Here is a 14,863-nt window from a genome sequence, read left to right on the forward strand (position 1 = left end):
CTTTGCGATCTTAAATAAGCGTTACCAAACTCCTTCTTTGCATTAAAAATAAAATCTGTACAACCCATAACTAGCACCTATTGGCTAAAATATTTTTAAAATATACTTAAATCATATGCTTTCACAAAGTCTAGGATCATGTGATAGCCCGCTAATGAATTTCCGTGTTGATCTAAAGCCGGACTAAAGACACCAATCCCCATTTTACCGGGAACACTTACTGTAATGCCACCTCCAACACCAGACTTACTCGGGAGACCCACAGTTCGGGAATATTCACCGCTGAATTCATACATTCCGGCAGTAAGCATTTGTGATTCTATCAATCTTGCGATTTCTTTATTTTTATATTTAGAATCTCCATCAAACCTGGTACATTCATTAGCAAAGAAATAGCCTATTTTAGCAAGATCTTCAGCTGTCAGTTCAATGGAACACTGCTTGAAGTAATTATCCAGCTGATCTTCATTTCCAGAAATCAATCCGTTATTTTTCATCAGATAAAACATACCTCGGTTACGATTTCCAGTAGACTTTTCGGATTCAAAAACAGATCTGCTGTAATCAATTGCCTGATTTTTGGTTATATACCTTACCAAATCCAACACTTTAAGAAATGGCTTTTCGCCTTCTCCTGAAATTAAAGAAGTCGTCAGAATGGCTCCCGCATTCATCATTGGATTAAGTGGTTTACCTATTGTTTCAAGGTTTGAAAAATGATTAAAAGGTTGTTCAGATCCGAAGTATCCTATTTTATCAAAAACATTCGCTTCTCCTCTTTCATTCACAGCAATCATTAAGGCAATGATCTTTGAAATACTCTGCATGGTAAATTTCTTGCGTACATCACCACTATTAAGTACTTTACCATTTTTATCAACCACTGAGAACGCAATTGCTTTGGCATCCATTTTTCCCAGTTCAGGAATATAATCAGCTACTTTACCCTGAGAATAGTACGCCCTGTTTTTATCAAGAATACTGGTTAATGTTTTTTCGGAAATCGTTGAAATATCTTCTGTTTTCTGAGCGTAAAATACTGTATTTAAAGAAAGAAAAGCTGCAATAAAAATTCCTTTTGCAGATAACAAACCACTATTTTTCATATCGGACAGAGCTCTATTTTACTTTTTCTAAAAGATATAATTTAGCCCCTGAAAATGCCAGTTTAGGCATCAGATTTCCCTCCAGAACCATTGTTTTATTATTAACATCAATAACCGAAAGATAATTATTGGAATTATATTCTATATAGTTTTCCTTTTCTTTTGTTATAGGGTTTTTTCCAAACTCCATTGAATATTTTACCCAATCCTCATCCTTATCAGAACTGCAATGTACCGGTTTAAATTTTGATCTTTTAGCTTTAAAAATAATCTGATCGAAACTGTCGACACAGTCTGAAGTAAATGAACTTTCAGGATTCTGATCTTTTGTAAAATCTTCAAAAGAACCACGGTAAGCTCCTACCACCTTCCAGGTACCATCTATACGGTCTTCATCAATTTTCCCTTTTGCTTTGCTTACTGCCCAGCTAATTCCATTTACAGTTCCCTTTACTGCTTTATAGCTTACATTTACAGCTCCTTTTACTACTTTGGCCGCAGTAGATACCACGCAAGAGTTTAATATAAGAACCGCAGAAACCAGAAATATTATTTTTTTCATCATTTTAACTGTTTACTATGGACAAAGATAATATTTTGTAAAAGACTATTTTAAAATTTCTGCTGATATTGTAGCTCAATTACTTTCTCGAGCAATAATCACTTTTCTGACAGACATTTAGTTACCAAACTTCTTAACGCGAATGTTTTTCTCTTTTACTTTAATAATAAACGGTTCAAGATTGATTATTTTTCCTACTTCCACTTTAAAATCCGAGCTTATACGCTCACAGTAAGTATTCACAGGTAATGAATTCACATTAAGCTCCATTTTGTAATTACCCGATTCTAAAAAGGATACAAATTCCCCATTGTCATCGGTAATAACACGCTGTAAGAACTGATCATTACGGTAAATATTAAAAATGATCCCTCCAATTTTAGGAGTGAATTCCATTGCTGTTTTTGTGTCAAACTCGTAGATTACTTTTCCTCTGGAAGTTCCGTTTTGATGAAGCGGAATTTCTAAAAAGTGATGGTGTTTACTGACTTCAAATTCTGCTTCATCATAATACCAGCCTTGTTGGATAATCTGTTTTAAGGTATATTTTCCAAATGGAATCGATTTGTAAACAATATTTCCTTCCTTATTCGTCCTGAAGGAAGTATTATTAAGCATAATCAAATAATCTTTTGCCTCTTTATCTCCTTCATCATAGAGGTTGTTATTGTTATGGTCATAATATACAAAAGCTTTTATCTCCCCTTTTTTACCCGGATCAAGTGCAGTAGTCTGAAAATTTACACTAACACCAACTTCAACTGTCAGAAGATTATTATTGAAACTGTTTGAAGAATAATTAAACCATGAAGAATTAAGATAGATGCCGTAACGTTCTTTCGAATATTTAAGGTTTATAAAACCGGAAGGTGATTTTCCGTATAAGACATCGTTGGTATACGAGATTCCTGAAGTTAAATTTACTTTTTCACTAAAAAAACTCTTATTGACGAAAGCAGAAAGGGAAAGTTTTTCATAAGAATTATTTGTATTTACCATTTTTGAAAAAGCGTATTCAGAAAGAAAATAACTTCCATACTGATAAATGCAACTTAAATTCAGCCATTTATAATTATAATTCCCACTGATTTTCATCTGATATTCAGGATGAATAATATTAGGGTAATTAACAAGCCCTGTTTCTATTCCTATGACAGAAGAATGCTTTTTATTGGGACTAGACCATGTGATATACTCTGTAAGCCTTTGTGCTTTCAGTTGTTTTGACTCTTGGTTTCCGGGTACATTAAAAAAATTGTTATAGGTATTGGAACTTTCTTCCTGATATTGATATCCGATACCTAACCCAAAATCACCTTTTTTAGGAAAGTTAATCCCGGTATCCAATCTTATGTTATCAGACTTCAAAGTATTATTGTAAAAATAGAATTTAGGGGAAAAGTTGGCTATGGTTATATTAGCATAAACATAGTGATCTTTAAAAATATTCGTGGAAAAGTTTTGTTGAATCTGGAGCATACCCCTCCGGTTTCCAGGATAATAATCTGTACTGTAAAAATAATTCCCATTCAGATTTACTTTTTTTATCATTCCTGAATATTGAGATTCCAAAGCTAATGAAGGTTTTGTCACATTGATCCCTTCGTAAACGCTGAGCCCACTGTATATTTTGGAATTCATTTTCCAGTCCTTACCAAAGGCATACTGTATATCGGTTCCCAACAAATTATGCTTCCCTTTATCATAAGGATCATTCCTAAAAATATAGGTTCCCGAAATACTATGGGATGCGTTCTGTGCACCAAGGATTCCTTTAGCATAAAAGCCATACCCATTTTTTAAAAATGAATTTTTTTCTATCAGGCTAAAACTTTGGTCAATAAAACCAACTTCAATTTTCTTGTTTTTATCTGAGGACGTAAAAGCATATTCTGCTCCCCTTCCAAATAGGGAAAGTTCCAGTAATTTACTTATATTTCCTAAGGTAAATTCATTATTTTCCTGGTGATAAGAAATGTAGGTATTATTGATAATAGGATCACTTTGGTTATTCATCGTGTAGATATTCCCTCTGATAAAAATGTATCCTGATGGAAGGTTAAATCCCCCTGATCCCATTAACTGGTACATATCAAGATTTTCACCGACATGTCTGTAACTTGCGGTGATGCTGTTCGTAGTGAAATTTGAAAACATATCAGATTGTATATTCTGGTAACGCTGGGTCGAAGATATATTCTGAACTGAAACCGATGTATTTCCGAATATTTCTTTATCCGGTTCCCTGAAGCCTGCAATATTAACTGTAAACTGGGAACTCCGCATCAATATTTTAGAAGGCAAAAAGCGAAATACAAACACAGAGTCTTTTTGAACCCCTATATTTCCCGTTTTTTCTATGAAAACACTTCCCTGAGAAGTTTCCGGAATTTTAAAAACGACACTAACATTCTGTTTTTTATTCCCCAGATTGGAAACTCTCGCTCTTACTTCAATAGAATCGTTAGTGTTGTTCATGTAAACCACAGGAACTTCTGCGGATATCCGCATCGCATTGTTTTCAGCGATCGTATAAGCTATCTGTTTTTTTACAACGATCGTATTTTGTGAGTCCGTAAGCTTAAAAATAATTTGAGATTCTCCAGCACCGGCATTGTTATTCACCAATATTTTTACAGGTAAAAACAGATTGTCACCGGAATTCATAGCCACTTCAATTTTGTTTCCTGAAATACTTCTGAAACCGGATGGTGTATTAATTTCAATTTTTCCCTTAAAAGAATGGTTCCCTTCATTTTTTAAAACTAAAGTAAGATCTACAATATTTCCTTTATCTGCTCTGGATTCGTTGCGGATATCCAAACTGATCCCTGCGCTGTTTTGCGCGGGGATAAAAACAAAAGCAGATATCAAAAAAATAAAAAGTACTTTTTTGAAGAGATCGTACAGCATAGGTTATTGAGGAATTATCTCGTATTGAAGTGTAGTCGAATATTCTTCCGTTCTGGCATTAATAAACCTTTCATCACCCGCATTTGTGGAATATTTGATATCGTAATAAACATTGGAGCCTTCAGTAGAGCTTCCGGTAGCAATAAGTTGTGGAGAAGCACTTAATAAAACAGGATACACATTTCCTTTATTATCTGATACCGGAGACAAGCTCATTTTTACGGTTTCCAAAGGAATGCTATTTCCTTTTGGAGAATTAAACTGACCCTGAAGAGATTTTAGTTTAATCTGATAATTGGTATTACTGCTTACAATTAAGGCATTAGAATACGTAACACTAACCCCTTTTATATAGTCTTCTATACTTTTAAATTCCAGTGAACCATTTACTGCATTGGCGGAAAACTTTAAAGAAAGTTCCGGAACTTCAGTGGGACTCCCGGAAAGGGTACCGATCTGAAACTGGAAATTATGATCCATTTTGCCAATGATATTGTTATACTGATCGTATGCCGTAAATTGAACAGGTGCAATAAAAGTGATCCATGAAGGATAGTTACCTAAATAAGCTCCCCCCATAACATTCAGGCTGTATTTTATCTGAAGGTTATAATAACCGTTAGGCTGGGCAGGCTGATTGTTTAATGAGGCATTCGACTGTGGAATCAAAAAGACTTCTTGCCCTTCCTGAAGAAATACATTAAGGGGCATTCCTATCTGAGGAATTGTAGGTACCGGATCAGGATAAGCTTGTCCCGAAGAGTTGACCGGCTGAAAAGAAATTTTGTTAGCGGGCATCATATACTTACCATCATTGGAAGTGATAGGCTGCTTCAACCTCATAGATAATCTCCAATGGGGAATATTGATTTTACCATTACCTGCCAGAGTAAAAGTATAAGCATCAGGATTGGTATTGCCACTGTAAGAATTGATCTGTAAATAACTATTGACCCAGGAACTGTACGTAACCTGCGAAAAACAATTCAGGGAAATCAATAATAACAGATAATGGAATTTTTTATTATTCATAGGTGAAGCTTAATTCTCCTAATTCAAGATTGTTAGTATCTCCATAATCTATCATTACAGAAGCAGTATACTTCCCTTTTTCAAGTGCTGACGGAAGTTGAATAGTCATTTCTCTTTTATTTCCGGGCATTGTATAAAAGACAATCGGATCAACAGAGATTTTTTTTCCGTTTTGTACATTGACAAGATCTGTATATACCTTTCCATCTACCCAAATATCTCCCTGATTTTCAAAAAACAGACTGAGTATATTTTTAGATTTTTCATACACCAGATTCTGAATTTCAATTTTCTTACTTTTTGCTAAAGGTAATTTGTGAAAAAGCTTGATTCCTGAGCGTATACTCACTTTTATATTAGCTCCTTTATTGTCTACATCCTCCACGGGATTCATTTGACTTACAAACAAAACAGATGAGTGAGCAGATAATTTGTCCGCCAGGGTAGTTGGAGCCGTAAGGGTAACATCAATATCTTTTTTCTCTCCGGGAGCCAGTGTAAAGTAAGTATCTTCTTTTTTTACAGATGCCCAGCCGGCACAGGATATTGGACGTGTGTTTGCCCCGTACATCATATTTTCCCCTTTATCATCGTACTCCCAGTCACCTAAACTTATAGCAAGATCCAGAGCATTTTTTGCACTTACATTGGTAACCGTTATTTTTTGAGTATTACTATTGCCTAAATCTGATTCAAAATACAGCCTGGGTGGAGAAACAGAAATTCCTGTCTGTGCATATCCTTGGGAAAGTAAACAACAGGTTAGGGATAAAGAGAGAAAAAACAGTTTTTTCATTACAAATACTTCATATGACAGAAAAAGATAAAGTGCAACAAAAGCCTGTAACACCTTATCTTTTTAACAGTATTTTAATATTTTATTGGGAAATAATAGTATACGTTAATTCAGTAGTATACACTGTAGGAGCCTGACCAGCAATATAATTATCCAGGTAAGCATTAGCTCCAGCACCTTTATACTCAATACTGATTTTTTTATCTACACCTCCGTTGGGAGAAGTAACCAAGGTAGTTTCAGTGGCAGATAATTGTATATTCTGTGCATATTGCGCTCCATTTACAGCTTCAGATCCTGCACTTGCTTTGATCTGTACGGTATTGGCCTGAATATTTTTAGCTCCATTTTGTAAAGCTGCATTGGCACTTTTTACTTTTACCTGAAATCCTCCGGTACTGTAGATACTTAAATGGTCTGCATTCACAGAAGAAACTCCATTTACATAGTCATCCTTGGTCACATAGTCAAGGTTAACGATTTTCTGAGCATTGTTCACTACAAGAGTTTGAATAGGTTTCAATCTCACATTGAGTGTTACATTTTGTTGAGCTTGTAATGCTGCAAATCCTAATAGAGCAAAAGAAGCTAAGATACATTTCTTCATAATTTAAAACGGTTTTCTTGTATTAATAATTATTAATTTTTAGAATTTGCCGCAAATGTAGATAGAAAGATAGCTTATGCTTTTGTGAAAAAATACTTAAAATTTGTGATTTTATGTAGTGAATTATTTACACACGGAAAGAGCCTTTTATGAAAAAATCATAAAAAGCATCGAATATCAACAAAAAAATACCGTTAAAAATTAAAAGATATATTATATTATTATTAAATAATTCACTTTTATACGTTTATCGGTAAAAAAGACATTATGGAAAATTTTAATCTATACATGATAATTTCCATAAAGCTTTGTATATTTTTTATTGAGAAATTAGTGTTAGCACTAAATGATCAGATTGAAAATCAACTTCGCAACCTAATTTTTTTATCACTTTTTCTATATTCTCATTTATTTTATACACTTTCTGAATAACTCCTTTCTGGTGATCTATCAGATTATATTCTTTATAACAACTGTTTTCAAGGTTTTCTTTTATATTGTTATTAGTTTCCTGGTGCGCTTTAACCTCAAAACCTGAGGGACTCGATACCGTCACAGATTGGAATTCAGGTGACCGGGATCTTTTTTTATCAGATACATCAGAATTAATTGAAAGGACTTGCACCGGATATAATCGGACATTTAGCCTCAAAGCATCAGACATCTGAGCAAAATATTTTGCACTTGCAAAAAATAAAACAATTAATAAAAACCTTGATTTTTCACCAATCGGTTACTTAGGTAAATATACAATAAATTCTATAACTTCATACAATAAGTTCTAGAATTATCTCAATTCTGAGGGATTTTTTCCGGTGTGCTTTTTAATGAAGTTCGTAAAATTCCCTTCATTACTGAAACCCAGTTCATAAGAGACTTCAGAGATTGTACAGTTAGAAAAAACAAGTGCTTTTTTACATTCATTCACCAACTTTTCAATAATAATATGCTTGGCAGTTTTTCCCAGAACATATTCAGTCATTTCTGTTAATTTTCTGGCAGAAATATTCAGTTCATTAGCATAATAGGAGACCTTCTTTGCCCTTTTATAATCTCTTTGTAAAATGACTTTAAACCTATTGACATAGTACATATAGTCGAATTTAAAATCTTTCTTTATCTCTTCGGTAGGTATATGTAAAAATGCATCCAGGATAAGCCTTTCTATTGCATTGTGAGCTGCAGAAATATACAGGCTCTTATCTTTACGCTGAAAACTCTCCATCCGCTCCATAAAAACTACTTTCATTTGTTCAATATTAGTGAAGGGCGCAATAAATACATCTGAATCATAATTGAAGAAAAGCTGGGAATTGATGAACAAACTGTCTTTTGTTGATCGTTCATAGAAACTTGCTGAAAAGGCAATAACAAAAATTTCATATCTTATCACTTTACCAAAAAGCACTTTCTTTTGAGGGCCTACGAATGCAATATTACCTGCCTGAATGTCATAAGATACATTCTCAACGGTTAGTTTGATATCTTCTAAAATGATATAGATACAAAAGTAATCCAGCGTGCTAAATTCTCTATTATTGTTATTTCTTTTTATAATAAGATCTAATCGATTGATACTAAATCCACTATCCTTTAACTGCTCCGTTATTATATACATACAATTGCTAATTCTATCAAGGAAAATCCCATTCAACAAACTATTATATAAATATAAAATTTTTACTAAATATTGTTCTACTAAAGGAAAAATGTACTAAAATTAACACATCACGGATTATTAACTAAAATCATTTTAGTTTTATAAACTTTACATATAAGCGAATTAAACAATCATTTACTACCTCTTGTCATGTATATTATATTTTCATTTCTTATCACTGTCATTAGTATTTTCTATTTTTCCCGATTGTATATTTTCATAACTTGTCTGTTTTAACTTAAGGAAGAAATACAAAAAATCTACAAATAAATTTGCTTAAATTTAAAGACAATAATAATCTTTAATCCATTTAATTACAGACAAATACAACAAATATTTAAAAGCAATTAGTAGAAAAACAGCAACGTCTCATGACTAATAAAGATTTTAATTTTCACAAAGGATTTACATTCAGCAAACATATTCCGGAAGAAGTATCAAATTTTGACCGGGTTTTTGATGTTTTCAAAGATTTGCTTACCCATACTTCCGGAGATATCGAAGAAGCCTTTGAATGGCTCGATATGCTGAATAAAGAATATGACATTTTCGACGATGGATATACCATTGAGGATTTTGAAGAGGATTTAAGAAAACGCGGATACATCAAAAAAGAAGATGATCCTGAAGATGGGAATTCCGGATCAGGAAAAGGTAAAAATATACTGACTGCCAAACTGGAGGCTGCTTTACGGGAATATGCTTTGGATCAGATTTTTGGAAAGCTGAAAAAAAGCGGCGTCGGAAACCATCGTACATCGAAAACGGGTGTTGGTGATGAAAGAGATGGTGAAAATCGCACCTATCAATATGGAGATGATCTGTCGTTGGTGAATATGACTGAAAGTCTAAAAAACGCACAGATCAATAACGGAATTTCTGACCTGCGCCTCACGGAAGACGACCTCATCGTAGAGGAAACCAAACATAAAGCGCAGATGAGTACCGTATTGATGATTGACATCAGCCACTCCATGATCTTATATGGTGAAGACCGTATCACGCCTGCTAAAAAAGTGGCCATGGCGCTGGTAGAATTAATTAACCGAAAATATCCAAAGGATTCCATTGATATTATTGTTTTTGGAAATGAAGCCTGGCCTATTAAAGTTAAGGATCTGCCTTACTTAAAGGTCGGCCCTTATCATACCAATACAGTCGCCGGTTTAGAGTTAGCAATGGATATTCTTCGCAGAAAAAGAAATACCAATAAGCAGATCTTTATGATCACTGATGGAAAACCAAGTTGTATTCAACTGCCTACAGGTGAGTTTTATATGAACAGCAATGGCCTAGACGAAATGATTGTTTCCCAATGCCTCAACAGAGCAGCACAAGCCAGAAAACTGAAAATTCCAATCACTACTTTTATGATTGCTCAGGATCCTTATCTGCGTCAGTTTGTGGAAGCCTTTACAGCACAAAATAAAGGGAAAGCCTTTTTAACGGGTCTTTCAGGTTTAGGGCAAATGATTTTTGAAGATTATGAAAAAAACAGAATTAAAAGAATTTAGATATAAGATGTCAGATGTTAGACCTATAATTAAGATAAAAGTATCATTAAATAATTGTTATTACTTACAAGAAAATGAAAAACGATATTACATTTAAAGAATTAAAAAAATCCGGTTATACTGATAAAACGATCAATGAAGAAATTCAGGCAAACTTAATTGCAAGAATTAAAGCTAAAGAACCTGTATTTGAAGGTCTTTTAGGTTATGAAGATACGGTAGTTCCGCAATTGAAAAAAGCTATTCTTGCCGGTCATCATATTAATTTATTGGGTTTACGTGGCCAGGCAAAAACGAGGATTGCAAGAAGTATGGTCAATCTTCTTGATGAATACATGCCTATTGTAAAAGGATCCGAGATCAATGACAGTCCGTTTCAGCCTATCTCAAAATTTGCCCGGGATCTTATTGCTGAACATGGTGATGAAACCCCTATTTCATGGGTACACCGCTCCAACCGTTTCTTTGAGAAACTGGCAACACCGGATGTGAATGTTGCTGACTTAATTGGGGATATAGATCCTATTAAAGCGGCTACTTTAAAACTCCCCTATTCCGATGAGCGTGTTTTACACTATGGAATGATTCCTCGTGCCAACCGTTCGATATTTGTATTAAATGAACTTCCGGATCTACAGGCACGGATTCAGGTTTCTTTATTTAATATTTTGCAGGAAGGTGATATTCAGATTCGTGGATTTCAGTTGAGAATGCCACTTGATATCCAGTTTATCTTTACAGCAAACCCTGAAGATTATACCAACCGTGGAAGTATTGTAACTCCTTTAAAAGATAGAATCGGATCGCAAATTTTTACCCATTATCCTCAGACGATTGCGCTTGCCAGACAGATTACAGAACAGGAAGCCAGGGTTTCAACCGAAGACCGATCAAAAATACAAATTCCAGGTCTGGCAAAAGATCTTCTGGAAGAAGTTGCTTTTGCAGCACGTGACAGTGAATATGTGGATGCAAAAAGTGGTGTAAGTGCGCGACTTACCATCAGTGCTATGGAAAATTTAATGGCGGCTGCAAAATTACGTCTGATCGAGTCTGGTGCCGAAAAAACGACAATTCGTTTGCTCGATTTTATGTCGATCATTCCATCTATTACAGGAAAAATAGAACTTGTGTATGAAGGCGAGCAGGAAGGTGCAGATTATGTAGCGAAAATATTAATCGACAAAGCGGTTATGGTACAGTTTGAAATGCTGTTCCCACGTATATCCAAGCTGGAAAAAGAGAGTATTAAAACACCATATACTGACTTGATCAAATGGTTTAACAAAAACCACCTTGAACTCAATTATGCAGATTCAGATGAGGAATTCTATGCTAAACTAAACAGCATAACCCCTCTGGTAGCAGTGGTTGAAGAAAATACTTCAGGACTCAGCCCTGAAGATCAGAATTTTTGCAAAGAACTGGTTTTATGGGCTTTAACCATTAGTAAAAAACTGGATAAATCTGAAAACCAGACTGCTTTCACTTTTGATTCAGCAGATGTAGGTCAGTTTTTCCGAAACTAAACTATACAAACAACAGAAAGTATATGCAAACAACAGCTTCAGATTTCTCTGAAGCTGTTGTTTTATTTTTAAATTCTTCTAATAAATAGTGACCGGACCTGCTAAACCCATGGATTGAAGTGGCTGGTCCTTCTTTTTTTGATTCGTCCAGTATTGTGCAACAACATTATCTTTAAGGGTTTTCATATAGTTCACCATGACGGTAACCACCTTAATTTCGATATCATTCATTCCTTCCCTGATTAAACCTTCCAAAGGATAAATTCTTCTACCAAACCACTGTGTTCCCGCTTCTACTCCATTGATACGAACCTCACAGATCCCATATACAATTCCCAGATTCAGATAATTTATTGTTGACTTATCTCCTGATTGAAACCTATTCCGGTATACTACCGTTCCGGCAAAATTTGCATATGCAGGCAGTTCTTTAAGATCAGCCAGTTTATTCAGTTCTTCTTTTTTAATGGTTCCATCATAGTGTCTGAATTCAACATCCCAGGTACTGTTAAGCTCTGTTGAGTTATTTCCAGTTAAAGGACTGTCTTTCCAGACTGTTCCTTTTCTATCATGATCAAAAACAATCAGCTTGGAATCGGCAGGGCCTAAATCGATATGAAGGCGTCCTTCCGGCAGCTCCAGTCTGAAACGTTTACCTGTTGCAGCATCCCATAACCAGGCCCGTTTGTGTCTGATCACCTCTTTTTCAAATGTAATATCCAACGGCGCATTGTGTTTACTGCTGGAATTATTAAACAGGAAAAGGTCCGCTTTATCTGTCTGATAACGCACCTGGGTGACAAACGTCTTTGGGGACCGAATCTTCACATAAGGCTTAATATTATACTTTTCCTGAACAGTTTTATACCAACCCAGGAAATCAGACGCTGGCTTTTTTAAGAAAATAAAATGGTCAGGATAAGCCTGCATTTTCGTGACCCAGTCTCTTACTTCCCGATCTCTTTTCTCATAATTATTCCAGCCTGTAGACCGGTCTGGTGTGGCTTCAATACAAAAGATTCTTCCACCACTGCTAACAAAATCATGGAGTTTACTGGCGGTAGCTGTATCTAAACTATGTACTTCGATCAAAAATAAAGTATGGTATTTTCTCTTTCCATAAGTAAGGAAACCTTTCTTGACTTCCGAGTCGTTGATGACGCGTTCAGAGACATAATCACAGGCATTACCATTCTGATGAATAGATTCCCAGATCAATGCCTGATAAGCTGGCGATACCATAACAGGGAAAGGTTCCATCTGCGCCCCATATTCCGACCACTGATCTGTAAAAGGTGCCAAAAGTGCAATATCAGCAAACATACTTGCCTGCTGTAATACGGCTGATAATCTTGCCCGGTAATCTGTATAATGTTTAAAATACGGCCACATCGTATTCTTCTCATTGAAATATCCACCATAGGTTATCCAGCCGGGAAAAGCTGCTTCTGGTGGCGAATAATTAAATCCATGAAAAATAGGATGGGTAACTCCGGATATCGTACTCTGATCTCCGGCTATTTTAAAAATTTCCAGCGATTCATTAAAGACCATATCCGTATTGGTAAGCTCTTCTGAGCTGATCAGCTTTTTATCCTTTAAATGTGCTGCGGAGGAAACCAATTTATTGATCATCGTATTTCCCCTACCCAGATGCCAGGGATATTGCGTGAATTTTTCCTCACTGATATCTTCTCCTATTCCATATTTCAGCCAGGTCTCACATTCAGGGATATCGATATCAAAACTTCCTTCCAGTGGAAAATAACCGCGTCCATAAGCTTGTGCTCTTGATTTTATCTTATTGTCTTTACACCACTGTACAAAGGTATGTACAAATCTTTCCTCAAATATTTCAGCTTTTGTCAGTTCAAAATCGTACCGCATCCGGTCGATCATCTTTTTAAATTCCGGACCTGATTTTACGGGATAAAGGATATTCTGACCGGTCGTATTTCCCATTCCACCAATTTTAAATAAAACAAAAGGCAGATAAGGATACAGGTCATATCCCCTTCTCCGTTTAAACTCGCTCATCATATCATTGCTCCAGTTCGTTCCTTCCGTCTCCAGACTGTCGACGAAGAAAGATCTGACATTTGGAGCAAGCGGTCCTATTTTTTGCTGAATGCCGTCACTCATCCTGTTGAGGTATTTCTTTACTGCCTCAGTATCGTAATGATTCAGTACAGGTCCCATACCACCCGGAGCACCCTGGATCACACTCATAAAGCGCTGTATTTTTACCAATCCGTAAATGGCATAATCACCTTTAGGTATAGAAACTTTGATCATCCCATTTTTAATCTGATCCGACAGGTTCATTACTTCATCCATACTGTTTAAAGGATCGGGAACAAGCTTTACTTCCATCATTTCCATTGTTCTTCCGCTATATGGACTTGTAATGGCCGGATCAGCCTCTTTGTAAAGATCAAAAAGAGAGAACTCTGTGGTAAGGGGACCTTTCAATTTTTTTACAGCGATCACCACGATCTGTGAACATTCTTCCTTTTTCAGGAAATCACCACCCATAGGGAATCCGGTACCGACAAGCAAATCGCAGGTCATCCCTAATGATTTAGCTTCTTCAAGGGTGAATTTCAATAATTCAATCCACTCATCACTCAGCCAGTCTACACTGGGTTTACCCATATCATCAGTTCGTGAGGGAAATGATATGGGATTGATCTCTACACCCCCTATTCCTGCATCTTTTAAAATCCTGAGTTCACGGGCAAGTTCTGATTTTTCTATTTTATCGCCGTTCCACCACCAACGGACAAATGGCCGGTAATGATTTTCCGGGTTACTGAATATTTCAAATAGTGACTTATTAAGGGGTAAATTTCCTTCTTTCAGCATTGCATGTGCATATGACGGCAATACATTCACTAAAACTAAACCGGATGCTGCAACTGAACAATGTTTCAAAAAGTCTCTTCTTTTCATGAATGGCCTGTGTATTAAAATTGATAACACTTATACAAACAGATTCCCTTGAAGGAATCAGATAAGCGGGCGAACCAAATTTAATAGATTTGCCAACAATAATACACTTTTGTTGGAAAAATAATAGGAGATATTTAATGAAGATAAAAAATCCAGGAATTCTATTTTCCTGGATCAGTTAATACTTTACTT

11 protein-coding genes are annotated in these 14,863 nt (G+C 35.5%); 2 read left to right on the forward strand and 9 right to left on the reverse strand.

Going from position 1 to position 14,863, the window contains the following annotated elements:
* Positions 1 to 95: 95 nt before the first annotated feature.
* From glsA to AC3WRL_RS14420, 8 genes are all read right to left on the reverse strand, one after another.
* Positions 96 to 1,106, reverse strand: a complete 1,011-nt coding sequence (gene glsA, locus AC3WRL_RS14385) for a glutaminase A (protein ID WP_492330602.1) — start codon at positions 1,104 to 1,106, stop codon at positions 96 to 98.
* A 13-nt stretch (positions 1,107 to 1,119) separates the two neighbouring features.
* Complete coding sequence (locus AC3WRL_RS14390) at positions 1,120 to 1,668, reverse strand: hypothetical protein (RefSeq protein ID WP_214834038.1); 549 nt, start codon at positions 1,666 to 1,668, stop codon at positions 1,120 to 1,122.
* Between the two features lie 117 nt (positions 1,669 to 1,785).
* Positions 1,786 to 4,581, reverse strand: coding sequence for a COG1470 family protein (locus AC3WRL_RS14395; RefSeq protein WP_492330603.1), 2,796 nt, complete (start codon positions 4,579 to 4,581; stop codon positions 1,786 to 1,788).
* A gap of 3 nt (positions 4,582 to 4,584) precedes the next feature.
* Positions 4,585 to 5,613 carry a hypothetical protein gene (locus tag AC3WRL_RS14400; protein ID WP_492330604.1) on the reverse strand — a complete coding sequence of 343 codons (1,029 nt, stop codon included), beginning with the start codon at positions 5,611 to 5,613 and terminating at the stop codon, positions 4,585 to 4,587.
* Complete coding sequence (locus tag AC3WRL_RS14405) at positions 5,606 to 6,409, reverse strand: fimbrial biogenesis chaperone (protein ID WP_492330605.1); 804 nt, start codon at positions 6,407 to 6,409, stop codon at positions 5,606 to 5,608. The genes AC3WRL_RS14400 and AC3WRL_RS14405 overlap by 8 nt, the downstream gene beginning before the upstream one ends.
* An 82-nt stretch (positions 6,410 to 6,491) precedes the next feature.
* On the reverse strand, positions 6,492 to 7,016 hold the full coding sequence (locus AC3WRL_RS14410; RefSeq protein WP_214833891.1) for a hypothetical protein: 525 nt from the start codon (positions 7,014 to 7,016) through the stop codon (positions 6,492 to 6,494).
* Between the two features lie 319 nt (positions 7,017 to 7,335).
* Positions 7,336 to 7,680 (reverse strand): hypothetical protein, encoded by a 345-nt coding sequence (locus AC3WRL_RS14415; protein WP_492330606.1) that lies wholly within the window; start codon positions 7,678 to 7,680, stop codon positions 7,336 to 7,338.
* A gap of 123 nt (positions 7,681 to 7,803) precedes the next feature.
* Positions 7,804 to 8,634, reverse strand: a complete 831-nt coding sequence (locus tag AC3WRL_RS14420) for a helix-turn-helix domain-containing protein (protein WP_261512765.1) — start codon at positions 8,632 to 8,634, stop codon at positions 7,804 to 7,806.
* A gap of 413 nt (positions 8,635 to 9,047) precedes the next feature.
* On the opposite strand from AC3WRL_RS14420, the gene AC3WRL_RS14425 reads away from it, so the two are divergent.
* Both AC3WRL_RS14425 and AC3WRL_RS14430 read left to right on the forward strand, forming a co-directional pair.
* A complete protein-coding gene (locus tag AC3WRL_RS14425; RefSeq protein WP_214833900.1) occupies positions 9,048 to 10,190 on the forward strand; it encodes a vWA domain-containing protein in 1,143 nt (380 codons plus the stop codon).
* 74 nt (positions 10,191 to 10,264) lie between these two features.
* Positions 10,265 to 11,719, forward strand: coding sequence for a sigma 54-interacting transcriptional regulator (locus AC3WRL_RS14430; RefSeq protein ID WP_492330607.1), 1,455 nt, complete (start codon positions 10,265 to 10,267; stop codon positions 11,717 to 11,719).
* A gap of 78 nt (positions 11,720 to 11,797) precedes the next feature.
* Here the strand turns inward: AC3WRL_RS14430 and AC3WRL_RS14435 are convergent, their stop codons facing one another.
* Positions 11,798 to 14,671, reverse strand: a complete 2,874-nt coding sequence (locus AC3WRL_RS14435) for a glycosyl hydrolase (protein WP_492330608.1) — start codon at positions 14,669 to 14,671, stop codon at positions 11,798 to 11,800.
* Positions 14,672 to 14,863: the final 192 nt, after the last annotated feature.

The organism is Chryseobacterium sp. FW101-FHT12H09 (assembly GCF_058790395.1).

Bases quoted from the DNA above. Each gene is read 5' to 3' on its own strand.
- glsA (WP_492330602.1), bottom strand. From the start codon at position 1,106: ATGAAAAATAGTGGTTTGTTATCTGCAAAAGGAATTTTTATTGCAGCT.
- AC3WRL_RS14390 (WP_214834038.1), bottom strand. From the start codon at position 1,668: ATGAAAAAAATAATATTTCTGGTTTCTGCGGTTCTTATATTAAACTCT.
- AC3WRL_RS14395 (WP_492330603.1), bottom strand. From the start codon at position 4,581: ATGCTGTACGATCTCTTCAAAAAAGTACTTTTTATTTTTTTGATATCT.
- AC3WRL_RS14400 (WP_492330604.1), bottom strand. From the start codon at position 5,613: ATGAATAATAAAAAATTCCATTATCTGTTATTATTGATTTCCCTGAAT.
- AC3WRL_RS14405 (WP_492330605.1), bottom strand. From the start codon at position 6,409: ATGAAAAAACTGTTTTTTCTCTCTTTATCCCTAACCTGTTGTTTACTT.
- AC3WRL_RS14410 (WP_214833891.1), bottom strand. From the start codon at position 7,016: ATGAAGAAATGTATCTTAGCTTCTTTTGCTCTATTAGGATTTGCAGCA.
- AC3WRL_RS14415 (WP_492330606.1), bottom strand. From the start codon at position 7,680: ATGTCTGATGCTTTGAGGCTAAATGTCCGATTATATCCGGTGCAAGTC.
- AC3WRL_RS14420 (WP_261512765.1), bottom strand. From the start codon at position 8,634: ATGTATATAATAACGGAGCAGTTAAAGGATAGTGGATTTAGTATCAAT.
- AC3WRL_RS14425 (WP_214833900.1), top strand. From the start codon at position 9,048: ATGACTAATAAAGATTTTAATTTTCACAAAGGATTTACATTCAGCAAA.
- AC3WRL_RS14430 (WP_492330607.1), top strand. From the start codon at position 10,265: ATGAAAAACGATATTACATTTAAAGAATTAAAAAAATCCGGTTATACT.
- AC3WRL_RS14435 (WP_492330608.1), bottom strand. From the start codon at position 14,671: ATGAAAAGAAGAGACTTTTTGAAACATTGTTCAGTTGCAGCATCCGGT.